Origin of the sequence: Streptomyces sp. NPDC008317, from assembly GCF_042955955.1 — a bacterium.
In the GTDB taxonomy this organism is placed as follows: domain Bacteria; phylum Actinomycetota; class Actinomycetes; order Streptomycetales; family Streptomycetaceae; genus Actinacidiphila.
Genome location: NZ_JBIBFQ010000002.1, coordinates 176688 through 191311 on the forward strand (window position 1 = coordinate 176688; position 14624 = coordinate 191311).

Below are 14624 nucleotides of genomic sequence, written 5' to 3' on the forward strand. Positions count from 1 at the left end.
CGGCCCCTCGGCGGACCTTTCACCGAGGGGTCGCGACTCGTTCACACAGCCCGGTCACAGACTCGCGCGGTCGCGTGGTCGCGCGGTCGCGCGGTCGCGCGGTCGGCGGGGTGGGGTCAGTGCGCGGCCGACTCCCAGTCGGTGCCGTCGCCGACCGACACGTCCAGCGCGGCGCGCAGCGGATACGCGCCCGCCATCTCGCGGCGGACCAGCGTCTCGACCTTCTTCCGCTCGCCGGGCGCGACCTCCAGCACGATTTCGTCGTGCACCTGGAGCAGTATCCGCGACTCCAGCTTCTCGTCGGTGAGCGCCTGGTCGACCTTGAGCATCGCGATCTTCACGATGTCGGCGGCCGAGCCCTGGATCGGCGCGTTGAGCGCCATCCGCTCGGCCATCTCACGGCGCTGCCGGTTGTCGCTGTTGAGGTCGGGCAGGTAGCGGCGGCGGCCGAGCAGCGTCTCGGTGTAGCCGGTGTTCCTGGCCTCCTCGACCACCCGGTGCAGATAGTCCCGCACGCCGCCGAACCGCTCGAAGTACGTCTCCATCAGCCCGCGCGCCTCCGCGGCCTCGATGTTGAGCTGCTGGGACAGGCCGAAGGCGGACAGGCCGTACGCCAGCCCGTACGACATCGCCTTGATCTTGCGGCGCATCTCGGCGTCCACCGCGTCCCGTGCGACGCCGAAGACCTGGGAGCCGACGGTGGTGTGCAGATCCTCGCCGGAGGCGAAGGCGGCGATCAGTCCCTCGTCCTGCGACAGGTGGGCCATCACGCGCAGTTCGATCTGGCTGTAGTCGGCGGTCAGCAGCGATTCGTAGCCCTCGCCGACGACGAAGCCGCGGCGGATGGCCCGGCCCTCGTCGGTGCGGACCGGCACATTCTGCAGGTTGGGGTCGGTGGACGACAGGCGTCCGGTGGCCGCGACGGTCTGGCTGAAGGTGGTGTGGATGCGTCCGTCCGGGGCGATCGTCTTGACCAGGCCCTCGACGGTGACCCGGAGCTTGGCCTGCTCCCGGTGGCGGAGCATGATGACCGGCAGTTCGTGCTCGGTCTGCGCGGCCAGCCAGGCCAGCGCGTCGGCGTCCGTGGTGTAACCGGTCTTGGTCTTCTTGGTCTTGGGCAGGCCCAGCTCGCCGAAGAGGACTTCCTGGAGCTGCTTGGGCGAGCCGAGGTTGAACTCGTGGCCGACCGAGGCGTGCGCCTCGCCGACCGCGTGCTGCACGGCCGCCGCGAACTGCTGTTCCAGACCTTCGAGATGGGCCCGGTCGGCGGCGATCCCGGAGCGTTCCATCCGGGCCAGCAGCGCCGAGGTGGGCAGTTCGACCTCGTGCAGCAGCTCCGTGGCGCCGACCTCGGGCAGCCGCTCGCCGAAGACCTCGGCGAGGTCGAGGACGGTACGGGCCTGCACCATCAGCGCGTCGGCCGCGGCGGCGCCCTCGTCCTCGCCCTCCTCGCCGAAGGCGAGCTGTCCGCCCGCGGCGTCGGCCGGGGCCAGCTCGCGGCCCAGGTACTCCACCGACAGCACGTCGAGCGCGAAGGAGCGGCGGCCGGGCTTGATGAGATACGCGGCCAGGGCCGTGCACATCGTCACCCCGGCGACGCTCCAGCCGTGCTCGGCGAAGACCCGCTCGACGTTCTTCGCGTTGTGCAGCACCTTGGGGCGGGCGGGGTCGGCGATCCAGGCGGCGAAGGACTTCTCGTCCGCCTCGTCCAGCTCCGCGGGGTCGAACCAGGCGGCCACCTCCGGTGAGGCGAGCGCGATCTGGGTGACGCTGCCGCTGCCCAGCGCCCAGGTGTCGACGCTGGCCAGGCCGAGCGGCGCGCCGCCGTGCTCGTCGAGCCAGCCGGGCAGGTCGCCCGCGGCGAGCACGGTGCCCTCCACGGCGACGCCCTCGGCGATCTCCGCCTCTTCCTGCTCGGCGCCGGGATCGACGGCGAACAGCCGCTCCCGGAAGTTGGAGTTGCGGAATTCCAGCACGTCCAGCACGCCGACCAGGGCCGTCCTGTCGTACGGCTCCCTGGCCAGGCCCTCGGGGCCCGACGGCAGGCTCACGTCGCGCACCATCTCGGTCAGCCGCCGGTTGAGCTTCACCGCGTCCAGGTGCGCCCGCAGATTCTCACCGGCCTTGCCCTTGACCTCGTCGGCCCGCTCGACCAGGTCGGCGAACGACCCGAACTGCGTGATCCACTTGGCCGCCGTCTTCTCGCCGACGCCGGGGATGCCGGGCAGATTGTCCGACGGGTCGCCGCGCAGCGCCGCGAAGTCCGGGTACTGCTGGGGCGTCAGGCCGTACTTCTCCTCGACCTTCTCCGGGGTGTAGCGGGTCAGCTCGGAGACGCCCTTGGTGGGGTAGAGCACCGTCACGTTCTCGGTGACCAACTGGAACGAGTCCCGGTCGCCGGTGACGATCAGCACCTCGTAACCGAGCGCTTCCGCCTGGGTGGCGAGCGTGGCGATCACGTCGTCCGCCTCGAAGCCCTCGACCGCGAAGCGGCTGACGCCCATCGCGTCCAGCAGCTCGCCGATCAGCTCGACCTGGCTGCGGAACTCGTCCGGCGTCTTCGAGCGGTTCGCCTTGTACTCGGGGAACTCGTCGAACCGCCAGGTCTTGCGGGAGACGTCGAAGGCGACGGCCAGGTGCGTCGGCCGCTCGTCACGCAGCGTGTTCGCCAGCATGGACGTGAAGCCGTAGATCGCGTTCGTCGGCTGGCCCGTGGCGGTGTTGAAGTTCTCCACGGGCAGCGCGTAGAACGCCCGGTACGCCAGCGAGTGCCCGTCCAGCAGCAGCAGGCGGGGGCGGTCGGTCGTCTTCGATGCGGATGCGTTGTCTGCCACGTCTCCGATCCTCCCACGCGGGTACGACAACGAAGGACGCCTCCCGCCGCGGGCACGCCGTGCGGGGGGGGCGGCGGGGCCGGGAGCCGGGCGGGCGGCTCGGCGGGCCGATCAAGCCGGGCGCCGCCCGCCGGCTCCCCCGCCGCGCAAAGGCGGTACAAAGGACGTATGGCAAAGAAGCCCCCTTCAGGTGACCCCGTCCAGGACGCTCCGCAGGTCTCCGCGCCCAAGCACAGTGCGGCGGGCCTGCCCGCCATCGGGCACACGGTCAAGATGGCCGGGCAGCAGATGGGGGTGCGGCGGGCCACGTTGACGCTGCTGAAGGTCAACCAGAAGGGCGGCTTCGACTGTCCGGGCTGCGCCTGGCCCGAGCCGGACCACCGGCATGTCGCCGAATTCTGCGAGAACGGCGCGAAGGCGGTCGCCGAGGAGGCGACGCTGCGCCGGGTGACCCCGGACTTCTTCGCCGCGCACCCGGTCTCCGACCTCGCGCGGCGCAGCGGCTACTGGCTGGGCCAGCAGGGCCGGATCACGCAGCCGATGTATCTGGCGGAAGGCGCCGACCACTACGAGGCGGTGCCGTGGGAGCGGGCCTTCTCGATCGTCGCGGACGAACTGACCGCCCTGGACACCCCGGACGAGGCGGTCTTCTACACCTCGGGCCGCACCAGCAACGAGGCGGCGTTCCTCTTCCAGCTCTTCGCCCGCGAGCTGGGCACCAACAATCTGCCGGACTGCTCCAACATGTGCCACGAGTCGTCGGGTTCCGCGCTGACCGAGACGCTGGGCGTCGGCAAGGGCAGTGTGCTGCTGGAGGATCTGTACCGGTCGGACCTGATCATCGTCGCCGGGCAGAATCCGGGCACCAACCACCCGCGGATGCTGTCCGCGCTGGAGAAGGCCAAGCAGGGCGGGGCGACGATCGTGTCGGTCAACCCGCTTCCGGAGGCGGGTCTCGAGCGGTTCAAGAATCCGCAGAACGCCTCGGGTCTCGCCGGTTCCGGCACCGTGCTGACCGATCTGTTCCTCCAGATCAGGCTCGGCGGCGACCAGGCGCTGTTCCGCGCGCTGGGCCGGCTGCTGATCGAGGCCGGCGCGCTGGACCGCGACTTCATCGCGGAGCACACCCACGGCTTCGCGGAGTACGAGGCCGCCGCGCTCGCCACCGACTGGGACGAGGTGGAGCGCGCCACCGGTCTGGCGCGGGCCGAGATCGACAAGCTGCTCGCCCTGGTGCTGGACGCCAAGAGCGTCGTGGTGTGCTGGGCGATGGGCCTGACCCAGCACAAGCACGCGGTGCCGACCATCCGCGAGGTGGTCAACTTCCTGCTGCTGGGCGGCAACATCGGCCGCCCCGGCGCCGGGGTCTGCCCGGTGCGCGGGCACAGCAATGTGCAGGGCGACCGGACGATGGGCATCTTCGAGCGGCCCCCGGCGGCGTTCCTGGACGCGCTGGAGAAGGAGTTCGGCTTCGCGCCGCCGCGCGAGCACGGCTTCGACGTGGTGCGCGCGATCCGGGCGCTGCGCGACGGGACGGCGAAGGTGTTCTTCGCGATGGGCGGCAATTTCGTCGCCGCGTCCCCCGACACCGACGTCACGGAGGCCGCGATGCGCAAGGCGCGGCTGACCGTCCATGTGTCCACCAAGCTGAACCGTTCGCACGCCGTCACCGGCGCCCGCGCGCTGATCCTGCCGACGCTGGGCCGTACGGAGAAGGACCGGCAGGCGGGCGGCCCGCAGTTCGTCACCGTCGAGGACTCGATGGGCATGGTGCACGCCTCGCGCGGCGGTCTGGACCCGGCCTCGCCGCATCTGCTGTCGGAGCCCGCGATCGTGACCCGGCTGGCCCGCGCCGTCTTCGGCGACCGGAGCGTGGTGCCGTGGGCGGACTTCGAGCGGGACTACGACGCGATCCGCGACCGTATCTCGCGGGTCGTCCCCGGCTTCGCGGACTTCAACGCCAGGGTGCGGCGCCCGGGCGGCTTCACGCTGCCGCACGCCCCGCGCGACAGCCGCACCTTCCCCACCGCGACGGGCAAGGCCAACTTCACGGCCGCGGCCGTCGAGTACCCGGCGGTGCCCGAGGGGCGGCTGCTGCTCCAGACGCTGCGCTCGCACGACCAGTACAACACCACCATCTACGGTCTGGACGACCGCTACCGCGGCATCAAGAACGGCCGCCGCGTCGTCCTGCTGCACCCCGAGGACGCCGCGGCCAACGGTCTGGCCGACGGCGACTACGCCGACCTGGTCGGCGAGTGGAAGGACGGCACGGAGCGGCGCGCGGAGGGCTTCCGGGTCGTGCACTACCCGACCCCGCGCGGGTGCGCGGCGGCGTACTACCCGGAGACCAATGTGCTGGTCCCCCTCGACCACACCGCGGACACCAGCAACACCCCCGCCTCGAAGTCGGTGGTCATCCGGCTGGAGCGGACCGCGGCGGACGCCCCCCGACGCACGGCCGACACGGGCCGTCCGGTAGAAAACTGATCAGTACACGGAAAACGCGTACGGGCACACCGGATCAGGCCGGACGAGGACGATCGGAGCACCACCCCATGGGCGAGCGGACCACCACCTACTTCCCGCCGGAGATCCTGGAGCAGTACGCCGGGCTCGGCGTCGATCTGCGGGGTCTGTTCTCCGGCGGTCACCTGGGTGAGCGGATGGGCATCCGGATCCTGGAGGCGGCGCCGGAGAAGGTGGTCGGCACGATGCCCGTGGAGGGCAACACCCAGCCGATGGGGCTGCTGCACGGCGGCGCGTCCGCGGTGCTCGCCGAGACCCTCGGCTCGGTCGGCGCGATGCTGCACGGCGGTCCCAGCAAGATGGCCGTCGGCGTGGACCTCAACGCCACCCACCACCGCGGTCTGCGCTCCGGTCTCGTCACCGGCACCGCGACCCCGGTCCACCGGGGCCGCTCCTCGGCGACCTATGAGATCGTCATCACGGACGAGGCGGACAAGCGGGTCTGTACGGCCCGGCTGACCTGCATGCTGCGCCCGGCGACTCCCACGGGCACGACCGCTCCCCCGGCGAACTGAGGGGATACGGGGGGATTTCAGAGGTGCCGGGTGCGGGATTCGAACCCGCACGCCCTTTCGGACAGATGTGTTTGAGACATCCGCGTATGCCATTCCGCCAACCCGGCCAGGTCGCGTGCACAGCGTACCGTGTAGGTGCGCGCCGTCGCAGCTAGGTAGGCTCAGGTGTGCAGTACCCCGCCTGATACGAGGAGCACCGTGAGCGCGCCCGACGAGTCCGCCGCCCCGCTCGACGACGAGCAGTCGAAGTCCCACGTCCCTCCCCTGACGACCCGCGTGGTCATCGCCGAGGACGAGGCGCTGATCCGCCTCGACCTCAAGGAGATGCTGGAGGAGGAGGGCTACTCCGTCGTCGGGGAGGCCGGGGACGGCGAGACCGCGGTGAAGCTCGCCGAGGAGCAGCGTCCCGATCTGGTGATCCTGGACGTGAAGATGCCGGTGCTCGACGGGATCTCGGCGGCCGAGCGGATCGCCGCGGACAAGATCGCGCCGGTGCTGATGCTGACCGCGTTCTCGCAGCGCGAGCTGGTGGAGCGGGCCAGGGACGCGGGCGCGATGGCGTATCTGGTGAAGCCGTTCAGCAAGAGCGATCTGGTGCCCGCGATCGAGATGGCGGTGAGCCGGTTCCAGGAGCTGAAGGCGCTGGAGGCGGAGATCGCCGACCTGTCGCTGCGGCTGGAGACCCGCAAGCTGGTCGACCGGGCCAAGAGCGTCCTCCAGACCAAGTACGGGCTGACCGAGCCCGCCGCCTTCCGCTGGATCCAGAAGACGTCGATGGACCGCCGGATGTCGATGCAGGCGGTCGCGCAGGCCGTGATCGAAGAGGTCTCCGAGAAGTAGGCGCCCGCGGACGGGACACGGCGCAGGGCCCGCACCCCGGTCGGGGTGCGGGCCCTGCGCCGTGTTCCGGGCCCGGTCGGGCGAGCCTCAGTCCTCGCCGAGGTACGTCTTGCGGACGCCGTCGTCGTGCAGCAGGTCCTGGCCGGTGCCGGAGAGCTTGATCGTGCCGATCTCCATCACATGGGCCTGGTCGGCGAGCGAGAGCGCGGCCTGCGCGTTCTGCTCGACCAGCAGGATCGTGGTGCCCTGGGCCTTCAGCTCCACGATGGTCGTCATGATCTTCTGCATCATGATCGGCGACAGACCCATCGAGGGCTCGTCGAGCATGAGCAGCTTGGGCTGCGACATCAGCGCGCGGCCCATGGCGAGCATCTGCTGCTCGCCGCCGGACAGCGTGCCCGCGGCCTGCCTGCGGCGCTCCCCGAGGATCGGGAAGAGGTCGTAGGCGCGCTGGATGTCCTTGGCGATGGCCGCCGTGTCCTTGCGGAGGAAGGCGCCGAGCTGGAGATTCTGCTCGATGGTGAGCCGGGGGAAGATGTGCCGGCCCTCCGGGGAGTGCGCCAGGCCCAGGGCGACGATCCGGTGCGCCGGGACGCGGGTGAGCACCTTGCCGTCGAAGCTGACCCGGCCGCCGATCGGCTTGAGCAGCCCGCTGAGGGTGCGCAGCGTGGTGGTCTTGCCCGCGCCGTTGGTGCCGATCAGGGTGACGATCTGGCCCGCCTCGACGGTGAACGAGATGCCCTTGACGGCCTCGATCTTGCCGTAGGCGACCCGGAGGTCCTCGACTTCGAGCAGTGCGGTCATCGGTCGTTCTCCTGCTCCTCGGCCCCGGCTTCGGCCGCGGCCGCTTCCACTGCGGCGTCGCCCTCACCGGTGGGCGCGCCTTCGAAGGGTTCACCGAGGTAGGCCGCGATGACCCGTTCGTCCTGCTGGACCACGTCGGAGGTGCCCTCGACCAGTTTCTCGCCCTGGACGAGGACGGCGACGCGGTCGCACAGGTTGAAGATGAACCGCATGTCGTGCTCGATGACCAGGACGGCGATGCCCTGGTCGCGGATGGCGAAGACCAACTCCTCGGTGGCCCTGGTCTCCTGCGGGTTCATACCGGCCGTGGGCTCGTCCAGCAGCAGCAGGCCGGGCTCGCTGGCCAGCGCGCGGGCGATCTCCAGCTTGCGCTGCTCGCCGTAGGGGAGGTTGCGCGAGAGGTGGTCGGCCTTGCCGGCCAGGCCGATGAACTCCAGGATCTCCATGGCCCGCGCCCGCGACCGGGCTTCGGCCTTGTGGTAGCCGGGGCCGCGGATGAGGGCGGACAGCAGTCCCTCGCGGGTCCTGGTGTGCCTGCCGACCAGCACGTTCTCCAGCACGGTCATGTTGGAGAAGAGCCGGATGTTCTGGAAGGTGCGGGCGAGTCCGGCCTGGGTGACCAGGTGCGGCTTGGGCGGCAGCACCTCGCCTCGGTAGGTGACCTTGCCCTCGGTGGGGACGTACAGGCCGGTGAGGCAGTTGAAGAAGGTGGTCTTCCCGGCGCCGTTGGGGCCGATCAGTCCGACGATCTCACCGCTGTTGACGGTGAGGTCGACGTCGCGGACGGCGGTGAGGCCGCCGAACCGCATGACGACGCCGCTGGCCTGGAGCAGCGGGCCGCCGTCGGAGGCCGCTGCCGGGGTCGGCTGCTCTTGGCTGATGATGGTCATGTGTCTCTCACGCCCCTGCCGGGCTGGCCGGGACGGTGTCGTCGCCGAGCGGGCGTTGCTCGGGGATGAGCACTTCGTCCTGGTGGAATTCGAGCTGGCGGCGCCGGTTGGGGATGATGCCCTCGGGCCGGAAGCGCATGATCAGGATCAGGGCGAGGCCGAACGCGAAGAGTTCGTACCGCTCCAGGAAGCCGAGCTTCTCGGGGAGCAGGTAGAGCAGCGCCGCGCCGAGGATCGGGCCGCTGACCGTACCCATGCCGCCGAGGACGACGGCGGCGAGCAGGAAGGCCGAGTTGGGCGGGGCGGCGCCCGCGAACTGGTACGGGTTGGGCACCACGTTGTACGTGACGTGGGCGCTGACGGTGCCCGCGAGTCCGGCGAGCGAGGCGCCGAGGGCGAAGGCGATCAGCTTGACCCGGAAGCCGTTGATGCCCATGGCGGTGGCGGCGGTCTCGTCCTCGCGGATGGCGACCCAGGCGCGGCCGATCCGGGAGTCCGCGGCGCGGGTGAAGATCAGCACCACGATGACCGTGATCAGCAGCATCAGCAGGTAGTAGTTGGCGAACCGGCCGAGGGTGACGGAGCCGATGTCGTGCGAGGCGCCGAGGTTGTACCCGAAGATCGACAGGTCGGGGATCTGCGAGATGCCGTTGGGGCCGTTGGTGACCTTCGGGCCCGATACGCCGTCGAGGCTGTTGACGACGATGCGGAAGATCTCACCGAAGCCGAGCGTGACGATGGCCAGGTAGTCGCCGCGCAGCCGCAGGGTGGGGGCGCCGATGAGGACGCCGAAGACCAGTGAGGCGGCCATGCCGGTGAGGGCGGCGGCCCAGAACGGGAACTGGACGCCGGACCAGATCGAGAACGGCGAGCCGGAGACCAGGGCGGCGGCGTACGCGCCGACGCCGAGGAAGGCGACGTAACCGAGGTCGAGCAGGCCGGTGAGGCCGACGACGATGTTGAGGCCGAGGGCGACGGTGCCGAAGATCAGGATGTTGACGCCGAGGTTGGCGTAGTGCTCGTCGTTCTGCGCGAAGGGGTAGGCCAGCGCGGCCAGGAAGCCCATCGTGTTGGCGAACGAGCGGTGGGCGGCGGTGAGTCCGGAGAACTGCCGGAGCAGACCGGCCGCGCTCAGCGCCCAGATGGTGAAGACCACGACGATCAGGAAGCCGAGGAAGATCTCGGTGTAGCCGGTGGCGAGGCCGTAGGTGAAGACCTCGAGGCCGATCGCGGCGGCCACGGTGATGATCAGCCGCTGGACCCAGCCGGGCAGCTTCGTCGGGTCGGCGACCGGGAGATCGCTGTGGTGGGGGCGCAGTTCGCGCAGCCACTTGTACGTGCCGACGACCGGGCCGACCGTGGAGAAGCGGCCGAGTTCGAAGTACTCGGTGTCGTGGGTCTCCCGCGGGTGCCGGTGGATCGGCAGTGCGAGGGCGCCGATCACCAGGACCAGGCTGCCGATCGCGGCGACGAAGCCGCCGGGGTCGAGGTTGGCCAGACCGCCGAGCTTCTCGGCGATGGCGATCACCGTGTACCAGGTGGTGCCCAGGGTGCCGAGGGCGAGCAGCAGCACCGGGTTGTTGGAGCGGTTGGGGGTGAGCCAGCGCAGGCCCTTGAGGCCGAAGGCGCCGAGCGCGAACAGGCCGGTGACGATGGCGCCGACCAGGGTGAGGACCTGGAGACCGCCGGGGTAGCCGGAGACGGTGAGGTCGCCGGGGAACTCGGTGGTGTACGTCCAGGACATGAAGGTGGAGGCGATGGTCGCCACGGCGCCGACGAGGGTGACCGCCTGGGCGGCGGTCCGCGGCAGCGGTACGAAGGGGGCGACCCTGCGTCCGGCCGGTTTCGCGGTGTCGACGGCGATGGACTCCGCGGCGCTTACGGGGATGTCGGTCATCGGTGTCACGCCCTGTCCGCGACGCGCTCGCCGAGCAGACCTTGCGGCCGGACGAGCAGGACGACGATGAGGAGCACGAAGGCCCAGACGTTCGCCCAGCTTCCGCCGCCGAGCTGCTGCATGCCGGGGATGTTGGAGATGTAGGCGGAGGCGCAGGACTCGGCGATGCCGAGGACGAGGCCGCCGAGCATGGCTCCGTAGATGTTGCCGATGCCGCCGAGGACGGCCGCGGTGAACGCCTTGAGTCCGGCCTGGAAGCCGATGTCGTACTTGACCTGGCCGTACTTGAGGCCGGAGGCGAGTCCGGCGACGGCGGCGAAGAAGCCGCCGATGGCGAAGGCGATGACGATGATGCGGTTGGTGTCGATGCCCATGAGCTGGGCGGTGTCCGAGTCCTGCGCGGTGGCCTGCATGGCGCGGCCGGTGCGGCTGGTGCGGACGAAGGCGGCGAGGCCGACCATGCAGATCACGGCGGCGGAGACCAGGAAGATGTCACCGCTCTGGATGTTGATCGATCCCACGTGGAAGGGGCCGCCGGGCAGTTGCGGGAAGCTCTTGGCGTTGTCGGCGCCCGGGTACCAGAGGAAGATCGCCTGCTGAAGTGCGAGGGAGAGGCCGATGGCGGTGATCAGTGGTGCCAGCCGTGGTGCGCCGCGCAGCGGCCGGTACGCGAATCGCTCCGCGGCCACGGCGATGAGCACGGACACGATGGCGCCGCCGAGCAGCATCAGGGGCAGTGCGAGCCAGATGGACGTGCTGTCGGGGAGATTCGTCCAGACCGCGAGCGCGCCGAAGGCTCCGGTCATGTAGATCTCGCCGTGGGCGAAGTTGATGAGCTGGACGATGCCGTACACCATCGTGTAGCCGATGGCGATGAGCCCGTACATCGAGCCGATGAACAGCCCGTTGGCCAGCTGTTGCGGCAGGGTGTGCACCGCATGGCCTCCATGTCACTGAGGGAGCAGGGGGGAAGGTACGCCGGGGGTAAGCGGGGGGCCGCGCGGTCGGGGTGACCAGCCGCGCGGCCCTGGGTGCTACGGAGTCGGTCAGCCGCTGTAGGTGCCGCTCTTCACGGCCTCCCACTTGCCGCTCTTGACCTGGTAGACGGTGAGCTGCTTGTTGGTGGTGTCGCCGTACTGGTCGAAGGAGACGTGACCGGCGATGCCGTCGAAGTCGCTCTTCTGGACGGCGTCGACGAGCTTGGAGCGGGCGTCGGCCATGGCGGGGAGCTTGCCGCCGTTGGCGTCCATGACGGCCTTGACGCCCTTGATGATCGCGGTGGCGGCGTCGTACGAGTAGCCGCCGTAGGTGCCGTAGTCACCGGGGTAGTTCTTCGCCTTGTACGTGGCGATGAAGTCCTTGGCCGCCGGGAGCGTGGTGACCGGGACGCCGACGGAGGTGGCGAGGTCGCCTTCCGAGGCCGCACCCGCGGTCTTGATGTAGGTGTCGGAGAACATGCCGTCGCCGCCCATGAGCGGGATCTTCACGCCGGCCGCCTTGAGCTGCTTGGTGAGCTGCTCCGACTCGTCGTACTGGCCGCCGTAGTAGACCATGTCGGCCTTGGCGTTCTTGATCTTGGTGACGAGCGTGGAGAAGTCGTTGTCACCGGTGTTGACGTGGTCGGTGCCGGCAATCTTGCCGCCGAGGGACCCGAACTTGTCCTTGAAGATGCCCGCGAGACCCGCGCCGTAGGTCTGCTTGTCGTCCACCACGAAGGCGTTGGTCTTCTTCAGGGTGTTGTAGGCGTAGTCCGCCGCGAAGCCGCCCTGGAGGGCGTCGGTGGTGGCGGTACGGAAGTAGGTCTTGAACGGCCGGACCTTGGTGCCGGTGTTCCAGTCCTTGCCCTGGGTCAGGGTGGGGTTGGTGTTGGACGGCGAGATCTCGACCATGTTCGCGGTGGTGAACACCTGCTGCATGGACTGGGCGACGCCGGAGTTCAGCGGGCCGACGGCGGCGATCACGCTGCTGTCCGCGACCAGGGCCGTGGCGTTCTGCTGGCCGGTGGCGGGCAGCGCCTTGTCGTCCAGGGCCTTGATCTTGAAGGTCACCCCGGGGACGAGGTTGTTCTTGTTGGCGTCGTCGACAGCGATCTGCACGCCGTACTGGATGCCGAGGCCGGTGGCCGAGTTCTGCCCGGTAAGCGGAGCGTCGACACCGATGACAACGGTCGTCTTGGCGGCGCCGCTGCTGTCCCCGCTGCCCTTCTTGTCGTCGCTCCGCGATCCGCAGGCGGTGAGGGTGAGGGCTCCAGTGGTGAGTACGGCGGTCAGTACAAGCAAGGAACGGTGTCGCACGATCAGTCCTTTCCCCTGGCGCGGCCGTCTCTGATGAGACGCCGAGTCGCGCGCTGGAACCCGAACTGACAAATCCGGAGGCGCGGTGACTGGCCGTGACTCTAGGCGCGTGGAGCTGAGTCAGGCAGAGGTGAAGGGAAGAGTGTGACTGTCTTGTTATGCCGGAAGGAAACTCTTGAGGTTCTGCTGAGGTTGGCGGAGGGATTTGGGTGCTTTGCTCCGACGTCCGCATGATGAGAACGCGCACTTCCGGCCAAGGGTAGGGGACTTGGGGGCGGCCGGGAGGCGATGTGGCCGCGGCAGGAATGTCAGGAGATTCAGAGGGTAAGCACCTGTCGGAGTACCGCCCTGATTCCGTATTGCGTTCGCGTTACATAGCGTTAAGTTTTTCGATTCGCCGGCCAAAGGCCCCGCCATTGCCGCTGCCGAAATCGGCGGCAAAGGCGGCCGACGACGACGCCCCGCCCGGCGAATGCCGAACGGGGCGTGATGTGCGCGGCGGGTGAATCCGCGCCGTACAGGTCAGGATTTCGGCGAATCGTCCTCGCCGATGTGGTGGACCCGGACCATGTTGGTGGTGCCCGGCATGCCGGGGGGCGAACCGGCCGTGATCACCACGATGTCGCCCTTCTTGCAGCGGCCGATCCGCAGCAGCTGCTCGTCCACCTGTTGGACCATCTCGTCGGTGGTCTGCACCATCGGGCCGAGGAAGGTCTCCACTCCCCAGGTCAGATTCAACTGCGAGCGGGTCGCGGGCTCCGGGGTGAAGGCGAGCAGGGGGATCGGCGAGCGGTAGCGGGACAGCCGGCGGACGGTGTCGCCGGACTGGGTGAAGGCGACCAGGAAGCGGGCGCCGAGGAAGTCGCCCATCTCGGCGGCGGCGCGGGCCACGGCGCCGCCCTGGGTACGGGGCTTGTTCTGGTCGGTGAGCGGCGGCAGGCCGGTGGCGAGCACCGCGTCCTCGGCCGCGGACACGATCCGCGACATCGTCTTGACGGTCTCGATCGGATACTTGCCGACGCTGGTCTCGCCGGAGAGCATCACCGCGTCGGTGCCGTCCATCACGGCGTTGGCGACATCGCTGGCCTCGGCGCGGGTGGGGCGGGAGTTGTCGATCATCGAGTCGAGCATCTGGGTGGCGACGATGACCGGCTTCGCGTTGCGCTTGGCGAGCGTGATCGCGCGCTTCTGCACCATCGGGACGGCTTCCAGCGGCATCTCGACGCCGAGGTCGCCGCGCGCGACCATGATCCCGTCGAACGCGTCGACGATCCCTTCGAGGGCGTCGACCGCCTGCGGCTTCTCGACCTTGGCGATCACCGGGACCCGGCGGCCCTCCTCGGCCATGATCCGCAGCACGTCCTCGACGTCCCGCCCGGTGCGGACGAAGGACAGCGCGATGATGTCGGCGCCGATCCGCAGGCCCCAGCGCAGGTCCCTGATGTCCTTGTCGGACAGCGCGGGCACCGACACGGCGACACCGGGGAGATTCAGCCCCTTGTTGTCGGAGACCATCCCGCCCTCGATGACCATGGTGTGCACCCGCGGTCCCTCGACGTCGGTGACCTCCAGGGTGACGCGCCCGTCGTCCACCAGGATGCGCTCGCCGCGGGCGACGTCCGCGGACAGTCCCTTGTACGTCGTCCCGCAGATCTGCTGGTCGCCCTCGATGTCGTCCACGGTGATCGTGAACTCGTCGCCGCGTTCGAGTAGTACAGGTCCTTCGGCGAAACGTCCGAGCCTGATCTTCGGGCCCTGAAGGTCAACCATGATGCCCACGCTGCGACCGGTCTCGTCCGCGGCTTTGCGGACTCGTCGGTAGCGGTCCTCGTGCTCCGCGTACGCTCCATGGCTCAGATTCAGTCGTGCCACGTCCATTCCGGCCTCGACCAGTGCTTTGATCTGGTCGTAGGAGTCGGTGGCGGGGCCCAGTGTGCAGACAATTTTGGCTCGGCGCATGTGTCGAGAGTATGACCTACTCGTTGGTAGGGAACACGCTCACGGCAACTGCCCAACGACGT

General features: G+C 69.4%; 10 protein-coding genes and 1 tRNA gene. 3 read left to right on the top strand and 8 right to left on the bottom strand.

Annotated features, from left to right (window positions below):
- Nucleotides 1-116 precede the first annotated feature (116 nt).
- Nucleotides 117-2834, bottom strand: a complete 2718-nt coding sequence (gene polA, locus ACFY9V_RS05885) for a DNA polymerase I (RefSeq protein WP_355333953.1) — start codon at nucleotides 2832-2834, stop codon at nucleotides 117-119.
- Nucleotides 2835-3002: 168 nt separating this feature from the next.
- Here polA and ACFY9V_RS05890 point away from each other — a divergent pair, with 168 nt between their 5' ends.
- Nucleotides 3003-5324: an FdhF/YdeP family oxidoreductase gene (locus ACFY9V_RS05890; protein WP_391159714.1), complete on the top strand. Its 2322-nt coding sequence runs from the start codon at nucleotides 3003-3005 to the stop codon at nucleotides 5322-5324.
- Between the two features lie 68 nt (nucleotides 5325-5392).
- Nucleotides 5393-5878, top strand: a complete 486-nt coding sequence (locus tag ACFY9V_RS05895) for a PaaI family thioesterase (RefSeq protein ID WP_188282940.1) — start codon at nucleotides 5393-5395, stop codon at nucleotides 5876-5878.
- A 24-nt stretch (nucleotides 5879-5902) separates the two neighbouring features.
- Here ACFY9V_RS05895 and ACFY9V_RS05900 read toward each other — a convergent pair.
- Nucleotides 5903-5985: transfer RNA gene (locus ACFY9V_RS05900), tRNA-Leu, on the bottom strand.
- A gap of 91 nt (nucleotides 5986-6076) precedes the next feature.
- Here ACFY9V_RS05900 and ACFY9V_RS05905 point away from each other — a divergent pair.
- Nucleotides 6077-6718 carry a response regulator gene (locus tag ACFY9V_RS05905; RefSeq protein ID WP_355333958.1) on the top strand — a complete coding sequence of 214 codons (642 nt, stop codon included), beginning with the start codon at nucleotides 6077-6079 and terminating at the stop codon, nucleotides 6716-6718.
- An 87-nt stretch (nucleotides 6719-6805) separates the two neighbouring features.
- Here the strand turns inward: ACFY9V_RS05905 and ACFY9V_RS05910 are convergent, their stop codons facing one another.
- The 6 genes from ACFY9V_RS05910 to pyk form a co-directional block, all read right to left on the bottom strand.
- Nucleotides 6806-7522: an ABC transporter ATP-binding protein gene (locus ACFY9V_RS05910; protein ID WP_188282943.1), complete on the bottom strand. Its 717-nt coding sequence runs from the start codon at nucleotides 7520-7522 to the stop codon at nucleotides 6806-6808.
- The gene (locus ACFY9V_RS05915) at nucleotides 7519-8412 is read right to left on the bottom strand and encodes an ABC transporter ATP-binding protein (RefSeq protein WP_355333963.1); all 894 of its coding nucleotides are present in this window, start codon (nucleotides 8410-8412) and stop codon (nucleotides 7519-7521) included. Before ACFY9V_RS05915 ends, ACFY9V_RS05910 begins: the two co-directional genes overlap by 4 nt.
- Nucleotides 8413-8419: 7 nt before the next feature.
- Nucleotides 8420-10309, bottom strand: coding sequence for a branched-chain amino acid ABC transporter permease (locus tag ACFY9V_RS05920; protein ID WP_355333965.1), 1890 nt, complete (start codon nucleotides 10307-10309; stop codon nucleotides 8420-8422).
- Between the two features lie 5 nt (nucleotides 10310-10314).
- Entirely contained in the window at nucleotides 10315-11244 is a 930-nt protein-coding gene (locus tag ACFY9V_RS05925) for a branched-chain amino acid ABC transporter permease (RefSeq protein ID WP_355333968.1), read from the bottom strand.
- Nucleotides 11245-11355: 111 nt separating this feature from the next.
- A complete protein-coding gene (locus ACFY9V_RS05930; protein WP_355333970.1) occupies nucleotides 11356-12603 on the bottom strand; it encodes a branched-chain amino acid ABC transporter substrate-binding protein in 1248 nt (415 codons plus the stop codon).
- Between the two features lie 522 nt (nucleotides 12604-13125).
- Entirely contained in the window at nucleotides 13126-14562 is a 1437-nt protein-coding gene (pyk, locus tag ACFY9V_RS05935) for a pyruvate kinase (protein WP_355333972.1), read from the bottom strand.
- Between the last annotated feature and the right edge of the window lie 62 nt (nucleotides 14563-14624).

Bases quoted from the DNA above. Each gene is read 5' to 3' on its own strand.
- ACFY9V_RS05915 (WP_355333963.1), bottom strand. From the start codon at position 8,412: ATGACCATCATCAGCCAAGAGCAGCCGACCCCGGCAGCGGCCTCCGAC.
- ACFY9V_RS05895 (WP_188282940.1), top strand. From the start codon at position 5,393: ATGGGCGAGCGGACCACCACCTACTTCCCGCCGGAGATCCTGGAGCAG.
- ACFY9V_RS05890 (WP_391159714.1), top strand. From the start codon at position 3,003: ATGGCAAAGAAGCCCCCTTCAGGTGACCCCGTCCAGGACGCTCCGCAG.
- pyk (WP_355333972.1), bottom strand. From the start codon at position 14,562: ATGCGCCGAGCCAAAATTGTCTGCACACTGGGCCCCGCCACCGACTCC.
- ACFY9V_RS05920 (WP_355333965.1), bottom strand. From the start codon at position 10,309: ATGACCGACATCCCCGTAAGCGCCGCGGAGTCCATCGCCGTCGACACC.
- ACFY9V_RS05910 (WP_188282943.1), bottom strand. From the start codon at position 7,522: ATGACCGCACTGCTCGAAGTCGAGGACCTCCGGGTCGCCTACGGCAAG.